Source organism: Burkholderia metallica (genome assembly GCF_902832845.1).
Lineage (GTDB): Bacteria > Pseudomonadota > Gammaproteobacteria > Burkholderiales > Burkholderiaceae > Burkholderia > Burkholderia metallica.
This window is the reverse complement of record NZ_CADFDB010000001.1, coordinates 483,141-499,635: the sequence shown is the minus strand read 5'-3', so window position 1 is coordinate 499,635 and position 16,495 is coordinate 483,141. Positions and strand designations below refer to the sequence as shown.

Genomic DNA, 16,495 nt, shown 5'->3' with positions numbered 1-16,495 from the left:
CGCATCATCCGATTTGCTCGCAGCGTCACAACCAGCCTCCCGTTTTGATCGTGCGGGGATAGCGCCGGATCGGACCGCCCACGCCTTCATACAGAACGAGCCGCACCGCAAAATGGACACTTGCGTAGCGGCCTACGAAGCGGCTGAGTACGTCCCCGAACAACGCGACGTCACCCGGTCCGGCGAAGCCCGCGGGCTCGATACCCACGTTCACATTCACGATGCGGTCGACACGCGCACCTGCCAGTTCCGTTTCCTCGTCGAGCCAAACGTAATGAATCGCGTCGATACGTCGACGGTTATCGTCCTGTCGCGTCCAGTCGTACAACGATAGTGCGCCGCGCAGCACGTTCGCGTCCATCATGTTCAGCTCGGTTGCGCACGCCCCGTTGAAGTGAGAAATCACCCGCCAGTGATAGTCGCCGCCGCGCGGGGGATACAGCGGCATCGTCGGGGCCGTCAGGTTGCGCACGCGTTCGACACCGTTGAAATTCGAAGCAGGCGTGGCGATCATCGATTCACGCAGCGCCATGCGCGGCAAGCGCCCGTTGTTTGCCAACAGCCGAACCGTTACGTATGCGTCCGGCAAGCTGCCGGGTTCGTCCCAGAGATGCCCGCCTAACGTCACGACCATCTCGCGCCGGCCCGTCACGCCCTGCCGAACCGACGCGTGGTAGTGCCGATCAGGCGACTCGTATCGCATCATCCCGCCTCGGTGCCTGAATTCCTTGATCGACTGGTAGGTGTATTGTCTGGCGGTGCGCGGATCGTTGGCCACGACCGACAGTACATCGTAGGGCTCGACGTGCTCGCCCGCCGACGCCGGGGCACACACCGGATAGTGGCGCTCGTGTACGTTCGGTCGGATTGCCTGCGCGTCCAGTTCGAACAGATTGATCACCGGCGTACAAAATAGCCGGATGTTGTCCGCGCAGAACGTCACGTCACCCGGTATCCGATCCCGGATCACGATTTCGAATTCAACGCGCGTTTCGCCCGGCGGCACACTTGCCGTGTCGAAACCGCACAAGTCGACGAAGTGAAACTTCTCGGGAAACGCGAAATACTCGAGCATCGTCTGCTCACGGTCGAGATCGGCGTCGCGCGCATCGAGATCGATCGGCCAAAGTCGCGCCGGCGCGCCAAAGCCGGTCGCCTCGACAGTCATCTCCGGCCGTGGTTGCAATTGGCCGTCGAGTATGCGCGGCATGCGCACGCCGATCGACTCAATCTGGCGCGTGAAAGCGCCGTACAGCGCCGATGCAGTCGGTCGGTCTCCATGCAGGTATAGCCGGATACGCGACAGATCGTCCCGCAACCGCTGCTCGCGATGCAGAAGGTCAAATGCGAGTCGGATCACCGTACGACCGTCTTCGCGCATGTGCGTGCCCGCCTCGCGCACGCTGAGCGGCAGCAGACGTATCGCCTGCGTGGTTCGATAAACACAGACCGTCCCGTCCGGTCCGACCGGTGTCGATCGTACCTGCAACCCAGACGGCAACGTATCGAGAATCCGCGCCTCGCCTGCGCGCGGCATGCACTCGAGGATGGCCAGCGACGGAATCGTGCGACCTGCATGTGGCCACAGATGATCGACCAGTGGGTCGGTGATTTCCGGCAACGCGTCGTCGAGCTTCATGCGCAGCCGGCTCGCGAGGAGCGCGAAACCCTCATAGGTCTGCTCGACACTGTCGTGGCGCGCGCCGGGCATCGACATTCCCAAACGGCGGGCGACTTGTGGCCGGGATTTCGCAAATTCCTTCCCCGCTTCGCGCAGGTAACGCATCTCCGCGTCGAAGTAACGCAGGTATGGATCGTCGTCCGCATCGAAACCGCCCTTTTCAGGCATCGTCGGTTCGTGTTTGTCTTCACTCATGGCTGGAGCTCCGGTGGCAGCGGAGGCAAGGGCGACATCTTCGAAGCGACGGCCGCCTTGCGGACAATGAAAATTCGATCAGGCATGCGGAACCCGCGTAGTTTCAGCAGGTCGACCGGCCCGGCACCGATCTGCGTACGCAACACGTACGACAGCGGCATATCGTTCCCGGCATTCCACGTGAGCCGATAGCGCGTACTGTCGAGCTGCTTGATGTCGGCCTTGCTCATCAGCCGCAGGAACGCCCAGTCTCCCGTCTCATCGAATGCCTGGCGCAAGCCCGCGTCGAGCGTCTGCCACGTGAGCCCCGCATGACCGTTCAAGCCATTGCCGGGCCACGCCAACGGCGTCCAGCGCGCCTGCTGATTGAAATAGACGATCTGCTTGCCGTCGACCGACAGTTCCGAGCGCGTCACTTGCGGCGTCGGCAGCGCCATCACTTCGAATTTCGCCCTCGCATCGCCTTGCAGGTAAAGTTGCGCGCCAACCGCCGACAACTGCCTGACGGCACTCAGGAATGCCGGGTCGAACTGCAGCGCCTGCGGTGCCAGCTCGTCAGGCACCCAATGGTCGCCCTCGGGTTTCATTACACCGGCAAGCTGTGTCGTGACAAAACGCGAGATCAAGCCTGTATCGGGTCGCACATAGCGTCCAAGTTCCGCGAAGGACGCATCGGCCTGCGTGTCGAAGAACGGATAGCGGCCATTCATCGCCGCGTTGAACGGCGCTGCAACACTGACTCGCCATGCGTCATTCAGGCTCGCTGCGGCCGGTTGCAGGATCGTCTGCCATGCCGCGTCGAGCGGCTGCGCAAACATCGCATTGCCAAACCCCGCCCACGCCGTACCCAGGCTCGCAGCCGTGAGTGCCGCGTCATCGCGCGCCTGCGACAATTCCGACAATTTTCCCTGGAACACAGCCTGTGCGAGCGTGCGCGCCATTGCCGATGCGTCAGGACTGTTCGAGATCTGTTGCAGCTTCAGCCGCATCGTCGTGACCGCCGTCAGGTAACGCGACAGGCTCACGCCGTTCAGCGCGATGCTGGCCGGTGACGCGCCCTTCTCATTTGCAGCGGCAGGCGACGCGTTCATGTCGCCCATCAGCACCAGCAGTGGACCAAACGGCTTGTCGAGCGGGTGAACGACGATAGACGCGTCCTCGTCCGTCCCGATCAGATTTTGTGCCTTTCTCACCAGCGTATCGGCCAGTGCCTGCGACGGGCGCCCCGCCTGCGCCTGATACTGAACGGATTGCATCAACGCGATCAATGGCGAAGTCTGCGCATCCGCCAGACGGGAAAGCTGTTCTACCGCGCCACTGAGATTGGACATCGGTTGCCACTGCAGACTGTTGAGCATGCGCTGCCATGCGGCCGTGTACTCGCCAAAATAGCGTGCCGTCAATCGCTGCTTCAACTCGTCGCCCGCGCGTTTCTCGTCCGCGATCGTCCTGGTCCGGATCGCACCGTACGCGACCGCGTTGCCGATCGTCTGCTGCGGCTGCTTGCCCGTCAGCACCCAATCGCCGCCGAGCTGGCGCTCGCCGGAAGCCTTGTCGATCGCCGCGGCAATCATGCCATCCCACGCAGCGCGCGTATAAATCCCCGGCACCGTATGCGACGCGATGAACATCCCACGCGCATCGGCGCCATTCAGGAGCGTTTCGAGCGACGCATCGGCGTATTTGTTCCTGACGTCGTCGAGGATGCGTTGGTACACCGTGTCGTCTGCCGACGCGAGTCCAATCTGCGTGACCAGCATGTTGCGCGTCGCTGTCACGACACTTTCGTCCGTCGCTGTTCGCCATTCGGGATGCGCTTTCAGGTGATCGGCGTAAAACCCTGCGAGCCGTCGGCCGGTATCGTCACGCTCACCCAGCGGCATCTCCACCGGGCGCGGCCAGAGGGCTACGAGCAAGCGCTTCAGAAACGCCGGATCGGCCCGCGACGGATCGCCTAGCATCAGGTAGGTTTTGAGCGCGTTGTAGGTACTGCCCCGCGTGTCCTGCGATTGAAGGCTGTCGGCGCGCGTCTGATCCGCGGCCTGCAGCAACGTGCCGATCGTTTGCACGACAGGCGTCTGCAGGTTGCGGATCGCCGCGACCCGGTACGGTTGCCAGAGACCGTCGAGGATAGCGTCGTTGCGCGACAACCCCGCCCGCAGGTACCACGGTACGCCATGCTGCTGGCGGTATTCGAGCGTCTCCATCAACCGTTGTAGCGCGAGTTGCGCGCGCCACGCGGCGGCCGTCTGCGGCCGCGCATCGACCGCCGCGCTCGCTGCTGCCCGCGCGTCGCGCATGAGCCGCTGGTTGCCGATGAACGACGCGGACATCCATGCGCACCACACCATGGCCGCAACGATCAAGCACATCGCCAGCGCGTTCGGCCAGTAGAGCCCCACCCGCCGGCCAATGTGCTTCCGATCGGCGATAGCGTGCCATGCTGGCAGCAGAGCGGCCGGTTGCGGCGGGAACTCGATCGGGAGGTTCGGAACTGCAGCACTTCCGTCGGCGGCGACCGGCACCGGCGTCGGCATTGCTGCCGTTGTCGCAAATACGGGTGCGAACATCACGCCCGCCAGCGGTGTGCGCAGCCAGGGTGAAGCAAGGAGCGCTTGCCAGCCGGCGACGATATCGTCGTGCCGCTTCCCGATGTATTGCGAAATTTCGGCCAGACAGGCGATACGCGTGGGCGCTGTACACAGGCGAACGCCCGCATCCGCCGTCCCGCACTCGATCTCGGCAAGCTGATCGCGTAATGCCGACGCCGGCTGCTCATTCTTGTACGCCAGCCCCGGAAACGCACCGATCGCCTCGAACGTTTCGGGTCGATCGCCCTGCGTGGGCACCGCGTGCAGGAACGTGACGGGCGCGGCGTAGCCGATGTCGGTCACAAGCGCGGCGAGTGCGCGCGGCAGTTCGGTATCGCGCTCGTCCCCATGCGTAACCTGCACGATGCCGTCGACCGGCCGCCTGCGTCGCAGCTTACGGATTTGTCGGCGCCACGCCCCGGCCTCGACGCCGTCCGGTGCCGCGTGCACGAGAATCGCGTTGCCGACGGGCATCGCGCCCGCGCGCTTCAGGCCCGGCGCGACCTGTTCGATCAACGTATCCGCGCCGCTCACCATCAGCCACGGTGAACGGTATCGCCAGAACCGGCCCTGCGACGCGCGTAGTTCCTCGGCCACGCGTTTCAGACGGGTGTCGTATTTCGATGCCTTCTGCGCCTTCGTCGCATCACCGATATCCTTGCGAAACGTCTGCCCGGCAATCGTGTATGCACCGATGAAAAACAAGCTGAGATGTATGGCGACGAAAACAATCAGCGCGATGAGGATGACGATCACCACTTGCATACGCGCCGCACCGGGCGCGAGACCGAACAGGTCGCCACGCCCCCAGACGAGGCCAATCGCGAACGCCGCGGCGATCAGCGCCGCGACAACCACACCCCAAAGTGCAAGGCGTCCGGACGGCGCAGACGCCACCGCGGTGGCCGTGTCAAGCGATCGCAAGGTCAGTTTCGGGTCGGTCATGCTGAGCGTGTCCAGGCAACGAGGCATCCTTCCCGCTCGGACCGGGAAGCACATGAATGACGGCGGACTGCACGCCATCGATGATCAGTTGTGGCGCATCCGAAGCACCACATTCGATAGCGGCTGCGACTGACAGCCAGCCGCTCGCACTACCAAAATCGCCCACGATGTAGGCGAGGTCACACTGGGCGTCGCTGTTCGCAAGCGCCTCCAGGTTCGCGATACGCAGCCCCCGATTGCAACGCTTGACGGCACGCGTGACCCAGGCACGCGTCACGGCAGCGACGTCCGACCTGCCCCAGATCACCGAATTCGCGAAACCGTATTCGACTTCGTCGGCGTTGCCTTCGACAGGTCGGTGCAGCGTCGCCATTACGGGCACGCCTTCGGGTAGTGCGTAAAAGCCGGTATCGAGCAGCGTCGCGACACATCCCTCCGTGCTGCCGGCTGGAGGCCGTTCTTCGTGCCACGCCGTTGCGATCACGAGCAGCGGGCATGCGTCGCGGGTATCCAGCCACGCATCCGCCAACAGCAATCCGTGCGAAGCGGGTGTGGACCGCACGGTGAGAGGCGGCAGACCAACCCATTGCAGCGCGTCGCGCACCTCCTGCTCGCGCAACGCTTCTTCGCCGGGCTCGGCCAGAACGCGCACTTTCGGCCAGTGGGTGGTTTCGTAATGCGTAAGCGCGTGGAGGCTCGTGGAAAGCGGTTCGAGCGCTTCGGCGATCCTGAGTGCTAGCTGGGTAACGGGGCGCTTTGGAGGCGTATCCGCTACGGCATCGCTTTCCTCTGTCGGGTCGGCCACGTCGATCTCGTCGGCTTCGTCGGCTTCGTCGGACATTTCCAACGGGTCGTCAAAGCGGCAATGCTCAACGACACCCGCGCCCACACGGGGCTGCTGCTGTCGCGGCAAACGCACCCCCACATCGATCGCCTGTGCAAGCTTCTGGTCGTTCAAGGGCAAGCAATAGCCGACACCCAGCACCCGAAGCGGCTGCTGCGCGACACGGATGCGCCCCGCCAGCCATCGGTCGCGATGAAGGTTGCGGTGGTATGCGCGATACCACATAGCCTCGTAGCGAGCGCGATCGATCGCGAACAGAAAGCCGAAAAAACCGTTCGGGATACCGATGACGCAGAACCAGAACCACGGGCCGGCCGCCCGCTCACCCTTTGGCCAGGTCAGCAGGGCGATCGACGCTCCGAACACCGCGCAGATCAGCCAGATGCAGAACCACCACGGCCAGAAGCGCGGGCGGCTCGGATATGCGCTCGGGGGCCCCGCCTGAGAGAGGTCGACGGGCATTATTCGAAGTGGACGTTCGGTAGCGATGCGATCAGCCGACAACCGCATGCGCAGCGATGGCCGTCCAGCGCGAATGGTTTGTTGTCGCGATCGGGAAACTTGTCAGCGCCTTCGTCGATAATGGTTGGGCCATGCAGAGTGCACGTGGCCTCGTCACCCTTGCGGGCAAGCGGCATGCCCATGAATGTCGTCCATGGTGAGCCACTGGTGACTTCGCCGCCGTGTTCCAGTTTGTCGCCTTGGCGAATCGGTGATTTTCTATTCATGTTTCCCCTTAAATTAGGTCGCCCCTCACCTTTCAACCGACAATCTTGTGATACATCTTTTGGGGATATTTCTATCCCAGTAAGTGCTGAGTAGGGAATGGCTTTTTCGATCCACCGTGAGGTTGATAAATTCATCTCCACATGACGGAAACCTCTCCACAAACTCATTCGACGACGGAGAAAATGTGAAAATTCTGTAAATTTCATACACCCCCATTCCGTCGTCCATATATGACACCAAAAAGCCGAGCCGTCCGCTGAAATCATAGCTACCGATTTCTAGATTCAATGGTTTATTCGTATCGAAATTTACTTTCCCTCGCCTAGTCTCGCTTCTTTCGGAGAAACTCCAGAACAAATTTCCGCCATCAATGCTAATCTCAGCCACTGCGCCTGGATATGGAGAGAAAGTTTTATATATATCTTCAGCACACACGATAAATGATGCCGCAAGCATAATCGTCGCCACGAAGCCCCTGACAACCCACATAACCCACTTCGATCTACACATATTTAAATTTGCAATAAAAACGCATGATTCCCATCCAAAATTATTTCTCATCCCAATTTAAGCCAAAAAATCCGGAACATGAATCGAGTCATAAAATGTCGATTTTCTTTGATTAAATCAACAACATCGGCTTTAAGTCTATCGCAGGCTGCCGCAATCTACTGGCTATCACTGGACGAAGCGTCAGCGACTAAATTTTGCGCCACACCCAAAACATAGAATCCATAAGCAACAAATTTTCCCTACTTTTTAAATAGCTCTGTACATGAAGCACTCATTGCAACAACACGTCGATTATTTTTGATATCCCATACTCCTGGGTAGGATGTTTGAGAGCAATCCATTTCGCCAGTTGGTGCCACATAGCGCCCATCAGGAGAGATGATCGATGCTCCTGCATCTCCGCTACTGCTAAAAGCCTCCTCCTTCAGTTCACTGATTTTTCTACCAACAACATATGCACCCTTAATGGAAACGAGATTTTTCGAAGTACCAACACGAGCAACGGTAGCCAAATAAAAAAATGGTCGCACACTAACGAAATCAAGCGCAACGTAGACTCCCTTCGATACATTTATATCCGATAGGACACCAACGCCTGCCGGAACCGAAAGAACGCGAACCACCTCCCCGGCTCGACAATGATCCAACTGACGCTTATCAACGTACATCGCCTCAGAAAGCATGACTGCCGATTTATCAAAACTCTCAACTGCGTAGCGTGGCACTCTGTCAAGTGAGCATATTTTTGAATCACCTATTTTTAACGACGCTCCGATCACATCATAGAAATTATCCGCATATACATTCCATGCGGCAAAGGACAATATCAAGACTGATAAACCGTGTCCGAATTTATACATCGTCACGCCATTATAAAATTGCCCCTGAGCAACACGCTCGAAGACCACCTGTCGACTTGCAGACGTAGCTTACGCAATACCCTCCTCCACATCATTTTTCAGAGCAAGTTAATTAGGATCATTCGTAAAATTCTTGGAGCGGCATTCGCCATATTCGCGACAGCCTTTTCTCCAAGTTAAATGAATCAATCCTTGACAACAGAAACGAGTGCCCCGCCTAACCGCAAGCCCTCACCAGCAGTCTCTTTCTTGGAAAATCATTTCGCCCCACATCTCTGAGTCGTAAAATCGGGAGTATAGGTTGGATCATAAAATTTCGAATCCCCCTTGATCAAATCTGTAACATCAATTCCATATCTACTATCGACAACGGCAACACGCTGGTTATCGCTAAATGAAACGTCGTAGACTCTACTCCCATACTCCTTCTTTCCAACAAGATTCGCACGAGGAACCCTCAAAATGGAAAGAATAGTTCTCTGAAGACTTTCTCCATTTAAATCTTCATGAAAGCCATAGACAATTAATAGCGAATCGTCCATGCTAAACACTCCACCCTCGACTTCATGATCGATCTTTGCCGCACCCACCACTTTACCTGCACGCTCAATAACGATCGATCCATGACTGCTTTTTGCAGAAAAAACAGCATCGCACGATTTAATCTGAGTCTCTGATTTCGCCTTCGCCGTCAACATTATTGCAAAAATGGAAAAAATATATCGCCTCACACTCCCTCTTAGAAATTGACTCGCACCCCCACATACGGAGCCACACGAATTGTCAACGCGAATCAATAAAATGCATGTGAAGCCTGTTAATCCGCCACCTCAAACTCACACCCAGGTTACCTATAAGTTTTTATAGATCTAATAATTTCATTGATTATCACCACCTTCTCCTTCGCCTTTTCACTAAGATTTCCACCTGGAGTCGGCGGCTGTTCAATAACAGAGAAGACGAAGATCGTCGGACTCATGTCGGGTTTTTTTACCGAAACCAATGCAGCAGCGTAACAAACGGCTGGACGCTCTCCATCATCCGAATCCGTTTTACAGAGTATGTTGTCGGCCTCGTACACAACAAATCCACCAATTCTTTTCTTATTCGTCGGATACAGAAAGCTATACCCCCCCTCGGCATACACAAGGGCATCATCAGGCAAGGAAGGGATTTGCCTCACCCCCATCAGAGAGAGATCTTTATACTTAAAAAAACCATTACTCCCGACGGCAGCGTCAGTGGCTTTTTTATATGAACATATAGTTGCAGTTACATTAAATCGATTAACATCCACGCACACGGATCCATCCGAATTTATTTGCTTATTGCGATAAACAGGCAGATCGATCTTGACACCGTTTTCAAGCGTGACAGTTCTCGCATACAAATTCAACCCACCCCAAGGCAATCCAGTCAGAAGTACAAAAACAATAAAATTTACTTTTTTCATCGTATATCCACCAATACTTCAGCAATTCTCTGAGTGTGCCCAACCCTCTCACTCAACCCATTTGGCTTTTTTGTCTTTTTATTTATTCCATTAATAGCACGAGATACAGCAAAAACACTTTCATACGAGACGTCCATCTCTCGAATAATTGAGTTTATCGTGATATTTTCATTACTTGCTGCGCCCGCGACCCAATACCACCCACCCGCATCAATTGCATTGAACGGAACAATTCCAATTCGCTGCGGATCGTTAATGATTGGTCGACGGCGAGTTTTTTTATCCCACCAAGGATCGTCAAAGGTCGACAAATCTAGCCAGCCACGATATACCCAATAGCTCGCGTAGTTCGCGCGCGCCGTAAGCTGCTTCATACCACGACCACGAAATTTTATACCGTCTCCTGCATCAACATTCCCAAGCCTCCCTTCAAGATAATCGAAGTAGCGATCTTCTTTGTTGTTGTAGTAACCGTTCATCTCAGGCTGAAGGCTGGCGATAAAGTGCGTGACGGACGCCTCCATCATGCGAGCCAGCATAAATGACTCTACTGCCCCTTGACCAAGGAAATGCGTCATCCTTGTTGACGTATCTACCAGATACTTCCGCATTCCCTGATTGAGAGATACCCGATACCTTTCTCTCGTGGCGGATGGATCAGGTGTTTCCCGACGATTGTAGAGCTTGTCCGGGTAGATACACGAGAGTTCAGATGACGATAGCCAGCTGCACCGTCTGAAGTGCCGAATAAATTCAAGCGGATGAAAAAACCAAAGCTTCTGCCCCGCCGGAAGCCCCGTTTTGTCCCAAAACTGAACTTCCTTCAGATACTTCATGAAATCGTTGTATCCCTTATCATTTCCGTAATAGAAACCGCCCTCGTCAAGCAACCGCGCATAGCGCTCCTCGTTGTTTGCACTGTCCCATTCGCTTGGTGCGTAGCAGACAAGCCCGCGCAACCGCTGCCGCACCTGGGTGTTGCTCTTTACGTAGGCCGACAGCACTCTCGCCCTGTGAATTTCCGGCGTTTCGCCTGTCACCGCTGCTACCTCATGTGGGGCGGCATCGTTCAGTATTTCCTTCAGCGCATCCACATCGCACATTCCGTCACTGTCGAACGGCGTATTGCCCTCAATGATTTTTTTCCAGCCCATAAATGGCAGAAAGTCCGCATCGGAAAACTTTTGGATACGTGGATCATTAATATCGATGTAGCCAGCCTTGTCTGCTGCCCAATTGACCCGCATCCACGTAGCGCGCGCGTCGGCCGCCAATGTTTGAGACGGAGACAGGATGCGGCCGAAACGCAGCAGTTCGTAGCCGTCGCTCGGACATGATGAATAAAGCGCCGTCGCACGCTTGTACAGGTCGTATTCGTAGTCCTTTTCCTCGACGGGTTGCGGCGTGAGCAACGTGCACGTACCGTCTTGCGCAACGCTCCATACCGTGGTGTATTTCGAGCCGAGACTGAAGTAAGTTTCGACAAGCAACGGCAACGAGCTCGCCCCCTCTTGACCCGGCCTGAATTCAATCCCGTGCAACTTGTTTCGAGCATCGGCCTTCTCAGGCAAACGGCGAAAGTTGCTGCCTGCCGGAATGACAAAATATGCGTGCCCCCACCAGTCCGTACCATTGAGCGGAGTGGGTGCGCTGTTACCCAGTTGCGTGCTCCCGAAATACGCGTCGAAATCTTCCGGCAACATGAAGATTTCGAAGTGCAAATGCGGCATATCCTCATATTGGCCGCGCCACCCCAGTACCTCCTTGCGACGGACCTTCTTGCCCTCCCCCGGGAGCGCCGGCGTCACCTGCCCCTTGCTTACCGGGCCAGTCGGCATGCGCAGGAATTCCGGCAGCGCCTCTTTGTCCGCACTGTGCTTCACATATTCCACCAGCGGCAACAGATGCATATAAAGCGAATAGAAGGTCAGCGTACGGCCTTCCCCCGTCTCGGTCGTATGCTTGAGCAACACAAATCCCGTATGGCTCTTGCCGCTGTCAACGGCATGCTGGCAGACGCGATAAGCAACGACTTCCCCGTCGGCAATCGCGTGCACCTTGCCCTTCGTATCGGGTTGAAGATGCACGCCACAATGCCAGCGCCGATCGTGGGCGATCGGATAGACGCCGTGATCACATTCGAGCTTGTCTACAGCGTCCATCATCGGATCGGGGTTCGTCCCGGTCGGGGCCGCGAGACCGGCCTTGGGCAGAAATGGCGGGCTGATAATCATGATCGTTACCGTGTGTGGCTGTATCTCGCGCTGGGCGAGTAGTCGCTCACCGGCAGTTGCGGCAAGCTGATGGACGTATTGCGCGGCCCTTCGAACGTGAACGAGGCGGCCCTGATACGAAACTCACCCGGACAGTTGAATACGACATTGCCGTTCTCGATGGTCATCGACGCACCGCCACTGGCCACCATCGCCCTGGTCTTGGCGCTCACGAGCACATTCGCGCTGGCGCTCGACACGTGCAATTGCTCGTCGGAGAAGAGATCCATCGAAGCGCGTTGTGCCTGCAACTCGATCTTCCCTTTCGAAAAAATCTTGATACCGAGCTTGAGCGCGCACAGCGAGATCAGGTCCCCCGCCACCATGCGCAACCGCCTGACGACACTCACGTCCAGATCCTGCCCCGCGGTGACGATCACGTTCTCGCCCGCCGAGTGCTGCACCGATTTCGGCGTCACGAATGCCATGCCACCGGGGGCACTAGCAAGCAGCCCCGCGTCGCGAAGCTGATTCAGACTGTCCATCAGCGCCGCCTGCATCGCGCGGTCCGCAGGATCGGCCTTGACCTGCGTCGCCGCAGCCGCAAGTTCCGTTACACGCTGCAATGCGGCCTTGAGTTGCGCGACAGCGGCGGGCATATCGAGGTGCGGCTTCCCGGCCCCGCCCGCTGCATCTGCCGAGACGAACAGCCCCTTCGGCGCACGCACGGTGCCCCAGTCCTGCGTGGTCAGTTCGAAGCCCTCGCCGCGCTTGTTCTTCTCACTGTCGACAAGACAACCCATGTTGAGCGACGACTGCCCGAACACCGTCGCCAGACGGATGCCTTCGCGGTCTTTCAGATCCTCGAAGCGAAGCTTGTTGCCAAGCAGCGGGGAGCGGAACACGGCTCGGCTGTACCAGCCCTCCTTGCCATGCACGAGGTCCCGATGCGCATAGTCATGCAGCGCCCCGGCGATAAGCAGGCGATCGCAATTTCCTTGAGTCGCGACGACGCGTACTTCGGACCGCGGCAGCAAAGGGACGTGCAAGCCACCGCGATACGACGCGGACGTACGCAACAGGCGCAACGGCATGCTGTTCGTGCCTCGTTTTCCGCTGTGCCGGGTGAACAGGAGCCTGACGCGATAGCGACCATACTCGTCCATCCACGCGTACGGCTCGTCGTCGCCGGACTCGACCACGCCGATCAGCATGCCGGTGATCCACCGCCAGTGCGCTTCGGGAACATATTCCGGCCGATAGGTCTGATGCGCAGGAATCGCTTCGAAGGTGTTGACCACCGACTGGCTGCGGCTACCGGTCGTGACGAGCTTCGTGATCACCATCCCGTGCGGCGCCTCCGGCACCACCTCATTGGTAATTCTCACTACCATCCCCGGCGTCATTCCAATGACGTTACTCGTGCCCGATAACCGTATCTGCCGCGTGAGCAATTCGTCACGCCGCGCGTCGGCCAGCGCCTGCCCTTCTTCGACCGAATGGAAATGCTCGATGCTACGGTTCACGCTCCCATACACCGAACGGTCGTCGTGGGCCACGACCGATTCCACCTGTAACGGATCGTCAGGTATGCGGTAGTTGCGATCCCATTCGCGTACCTTCTGCGGCACCAGCGCGCGCGTGGCTTCCAGCGCCAGAATCGCCTCGTGCCAGTTCACCAGACCGGAATGCGGCAACAACGGCACCTCAAGCGCTCGCATATAGCCGCGCAGCGTATTGCCGAACACCAACGTGTCGCGCTGCGGGCCGTCCTCCTTCCTGGCCTGCTTGAAGTAGTAATAGACCCCGGCGCGCCGGCAATGCCGATCGATAAAGTTCGCGACCGTCTCCTCGTACATCACGGTTTGTTCGAACTTCCCGTCGAGCCCCTCCAGTTCGAACTCGACATCGAAAGACTCGAACAAACTGCGATCGACGATCACGTCGGCCAGCAACTCGCGAAACGACCGGTCCAGAAATACGGCCGAATCGTGCACCTCTTCAAGCAGCGAGAGGCGTGGCTTCAGGTGCAATTGATAGGTCGCCTCGTCGCGAGACGCCTTGACTCGGGTCCATTGCGTGACAACGCCGTGCACGGTACGTGCCGCATGCTGAACCGGAGCGATCGTCCCCGCCATCGACGGCACGGACGCGCGTTCCTCGATCGTAAAGACCGCCGGCCGACCGACGATCGCCGCACCGTCGATCCGTTTGTCGTTCGACGTCACAGTGATGTCCGCGAGGAATCGTGTGTTCATCTCCTCGGTCAAGACAAACGACAAAACGGAGATCGGCGCATCCAGCGTCGCGATTTCCAGATGCAGCGGTTGGGTAACGACCGAACCCGGGTGGTTCAGCACATCGTGGATGGTTAGCATGGCTGCCGTCGAACGAGAGGTTGTACACCGGCACGTTCGTCCACTCATGCATTCGGGGACGCAGTGCCACTACGCTCTCGCCAGTGAAGCATAGGCTCACGAGAATGAACACACGCGCCCCCAGCCCCAATCGTTCGCTATCTTTTTTGATATACCCGAAGCACCACGCCGCACTTGATTATGTGTATTTTTTATTTTTCCCCACGCCCCACTATCTCGAAATCCCTCCTTTTGAGACAACGACAGAGCGAATCCCGGGGGAGCAACGGGCCTGCAAGCCTCATGCGCTATAGGTATGCGGCAGCTACCTTCAAGCGCAATTTCCCCATCACAAAAAAATCAGCCCCTATACAATTTGATTTAATTTGTACTGGCAAATAATTCAATAAAATACCCACTGAGTCAGCGTACTTCCACGCAGGATCAATCGACTAGCCCAAAATATAATCGAGCCGAACAATGTAGAAAATTGTCACGCGACATCTGTGATGTGAGCTTGCCATTTTTGATATGGTCAAGCGGGACGGTCAGCGAGTGGCGCAACATGGTGTTGCCCCGATGCCGGAATGACGCCCGGATTCGCCGCCGATCTGGTCGGCTCGCTCGTCGGTTGGGAAGCTGGAATCGTTGCGTCATAGACCTTCTGCAATCCTGCCGGTTGGGCGGCGGGCTCTGGCGCGGGCGCGACATCGCTGACGGATGGATGTCGCACCCGATGAATCTACTTCGTGACTTTCAGCTCTCGACATCCTCGAGACTGAACACCTCGGTCTTGTCGTTATACGAGAACACTTCCCCGTACCGCCCCCAGTCGATCACCGCATCGAGCGTTTCCTCGGCCGCTTCATCCGACAGAAAATCCTCCAGCTCCTGCTCGAAGCGCACGCGCGGTGCACGATGGCCCGGACGCTCGTTCAGCACCTTCTTGATCCGCGCGGCGAGCGGCACGTGCTTCAGCAGGTGATCCGCGAACATCAGCTTGCGTTCCTGCGTGCCGAATTCCGCGAATACGCGCGCGGGCGGCGTCAGGAACACGTCGCCTTCCCGCACGTCCGCGAAACCGAGATGCTGCAATACTTCCGCGATCGGAAACAGCTCGTCCACTTCCAGATGCAGCGTGCGCGCGATTTCCGGCATGTCGGCGCGGCCGTGGTAAGGCGCCATCGCGAGCGTCTCGATCAGGCCGGCCATCAGGTTGGTCGACACGCGCGGCATCCAGCTGCCGAGTTCGAGCCCCTTCTTCGTCGCCTCGCCGGTCTGGCGCGCGGTCATCTTCGCGTAGATGTCGTCGACGAGCTTGCGGAAATCGGTGTCGAGGCGATTGCGCGGATGCTTGAACGGCACTTTGATCTCGGCGATCACGCGGCCCGGATTCGACGACAGCACGAGAATCCGGTCGCACATGAACACCGCTTCCTCGATGTTGTGCGTGACGATCAGCACCGACTTGATCGGCATCCGGCCCTGCGTCCACAGGTCGAGCAGGTCGGTACGCAGCGTCTCGGCCGTCAGCACGTCGAGCGCGGAGAACGGCTCGTCCATCAGCAGGATCGTCGGGTCGACGACGAGCGCGCGCGCAAAGCCCACGCGCTGGCGCATCCCGCCCGACAGCTCGCGCGGGTACGCGTTCTCGAAGCCGTCGAGACCGATCAGGTCGATCGCGGCCAGCGCGCGCTCGCGCCGCTCGCGCGCGCCGACGCCGAGCGCCTCGAGGCCGGCTTCCACGTTCTGCAGCACGGTGAGCCACGGGAACAGCGCGAAGGTCTGGAACACCATCGCGACGCCTTCGGCCGGGCCGCGCAGCGGCTTGCCGAGGTAAGTCACTTCGCCGCCGGTCGGCTCGATCAGGCCGGCGATGATGCGCAGCAGCGTCGACTTGCCCGAGCCGGACCGGCCGAGCAGCCCGACGATTTCGCCTTCGCGCAGCGACAGGTTCGCATCGTCGAGCACGAGCAGTTCGCCCTGCGACTTGTTGAAGCCGCGGTTCACGTGCTCGACGCGCAGGATTTCTTCACCGAGACGCGGCGGCTGCAGCGGCTGGGACGTCTTGGCGGGGGCGTTGATAACGGTCGAATTTTGCATCGCGCTTACTC

10 protein-coding genes are annotated in these 16,495 nt (G+C 58.2%); all 10 read right to left on the bottom strand.

The window, feature by feature from the left end:
- Nucleotides 1-25: 25 nt before the first annotated feature.
- Nucleotides 26-1,876: a type VI secretion system baseplate subunit TssF gene (tssF, locus tag HWX08_RS02160; protein ID WP_279610493.1), complete on the bottom strand. Its 1,851-nt coding sequence runs from the start codon at nucleotides 1,874-1,876 to the stop codon at nucleotides 26-28.
- Nucleotides 1,873-5,412 (bottom strand): ImcF-related family protein, encoded by a 3,540-nt coding sequence (locus HWX08_RS02155; RefSeq protein WP_174920662.1) that lies wholly within the window; start codon nucleotides 5,410-5,412, stop codon nucleotides 1,873-1,875. The genes tssF and HWX08_RS02155 overlap by 4 nt, the downstream gene beginning before the upstream one ends.
- Nucleotides 5,378-6,718 (bottom strand): hypothetical protein, encoded by a 1,341-nt coding sequence (locus HWX08_RS02150; protein WP_174920661.1) that lies wholly within the window; start codon nucleotides 6,716-6,718, stop codon nucleotides 5,378-5,380. Before HWX08_RS02150 ends, HWX08_RS02155 begins: the two co-directional genes overlap by 35 nt.
- Nucleotides 6,718-7,191, bottom strand: a complete 474-nt coding sequence (locus HWX08_RS34745) for a PAAR domain-containing protein (protein WP_425128431.1) — start codon at nucleotides 7,189-7,191, stop codon at nucleotides 6,718-6,720. The genes HWX08_RS02150 and HWX08_RS34745 overlap by 1 nt, the downstream gene beginning before the upstream one ends.
- 546 nt (nucleotides 7,192-7,737) lie before the next feature.
- Entirely contained in the window at nucleotides 7,738-8,358 is a 621-nt protein-coding gene (locus HWX08_RS02140) for a hypothetical protein (protein ID WP_174920660.1), read from the bottom strand.
- Nucleotides 8,359-8,615: 257 nt separating this feature from the next.
- Entirely contained in the window at nucleotides 8,616-9,056 is a 441-nt protein-coding gene (locus HWX08_RS02135; RefSeq protein WP_174920659.1) for a hypothetical protein, read from the bottom strand.
- 149 nt (nucleotides 9,057-9,205) lie between these two features.
- Nucleotides 9,206-9,811 (bottom strand): hypothetical protein, encoded by a 606-nt coding sequence (locus HWX08_RS02130; protein WP_174920658.1) that lies wholly within the window; start codon nucleotides 9,809-9,811, stop codon nucleotides 9,206-9,208.
- The gene (locus HWX08_RS02125) at nucleotides 9,808-12,045 is read right to left on the bottom strand and encodes a M23 family metallopeptidase (RefSeq protein WP_174920657.1); all 2,238 of its coding nucleotides are present in this window, start codon (nucleotides 12,043-12,045) and stop codon (nucleotides 9,808-9,810) included. Before HWX08_RS02125 ends, HWX08_RS02130 begins: the two co-directional genes overlap by 4 nt.
- 5 nt (nucleotides 12,046-12,050) lie before the next feature.
- The gene (locus HWX08_RS02120) at nucleotides 12,051-14,402 is read right to left on the bottom strand and encodes a type VI secretion system Vgr family protein (RefSeq protein ID WP_174920656.1); all 2,352 of its coding nucleotides are present in this window, start codon (nucleotides 14,400-14,402) and stop codon (nucleotides 12,051-12,053) included.
- 735 nt (nucleotides 14,403-15,137) lie between these two features.
- The gene (locus HWX08_RS02115) at nucleotides 15,138-16,484 is read right to left on the bottom strand and encodes an ABC transporter ATP-binding protein (RefSeq protein WP_174920655.1); all 1,347 of its coding nucleotides are present in this window, start codon (nucleotides 16,482-16,484) and stop codon (nucleotides 15,138-15,140) included.
- Nucleotides 16,485-16,495: the final 11 nt, after the last annotated feature.

Excerpts from the sequence above, each read along its gene's own strand:
- HWX08_RS02140 (WP_174920660.1), bottom strand. The coding sequence starts at position 8,358 with ATGTATAAATTCGGACACGGTTTATCAGTCTTGATATTGTCCTTTGCC.
- HWX08_RS02130 (WP_174920658.1), bottom strand. The coding sequence starts at position 9,811 with ATGAAAAAAGTAAATTTTATTGTTTTTGTACTTCTGACTGGATTGCCT.
- HWX08_RS02120 (WP_174920656.1), bottom strand. The coding sequence starts at position 14,402 with ATGCTAACCATCCACGATGTGCTGAACCACCCGGGTTCGGTCGTTACC.
- tssF (WP_279610493.1), bottom strand. The coding sequence starts at position 1,876 with ATGAGTGAAGACAAACACGAACCGACGATGCCTGAAAAGGGCGGTTTC.
- HWX08_RS02155 (WP_174920662.1), bottom strand. The coding sequence starts at position 5,412 with ATGACCGACCCGAAACTGACCTTGCGATCGCTTGACACGGCCACCGCG.
- HWX08_RS34745 (WP_425128431.1), bottom strand. The coding sequence starts at position 7,191 with ATGAAATTTACAGAATTTTCACATTTTCTCCGTCGTCGAATGAGTTTG.
- HWX08_RS02150 (WP_174920661.1), bottom strand. The coding sequence starts at position 6,718 with ATGCCCGTCGACCTCTCTCAGGCGGGGCCCCCGAGCGCATATCCGAGC.
- HWX08_RS02135 (WP_174920659.1), bottom strand. The coding sequence starts at position 9,056 with ATGTTGACGGCGAAGGCGAAATCAGAGACTCAGATTAAATCGTGCGAT.
- HWX08_RS02115 (WP_174920655.1), bottom strand. The coding sequence starts at position 16,484 with ATGCAAAATTCGACCGTTATCAACGCCCCCGCCAAGACGTCCCAGCCG.
- HWX08_RS02125 (WP_174920657.1), bottom strand. The coding sequence starts at position 12,045 with ATGATTATCAGCCCGCCATTTCTGCCCAAGGCCGGTCTCGCGGCCCCG.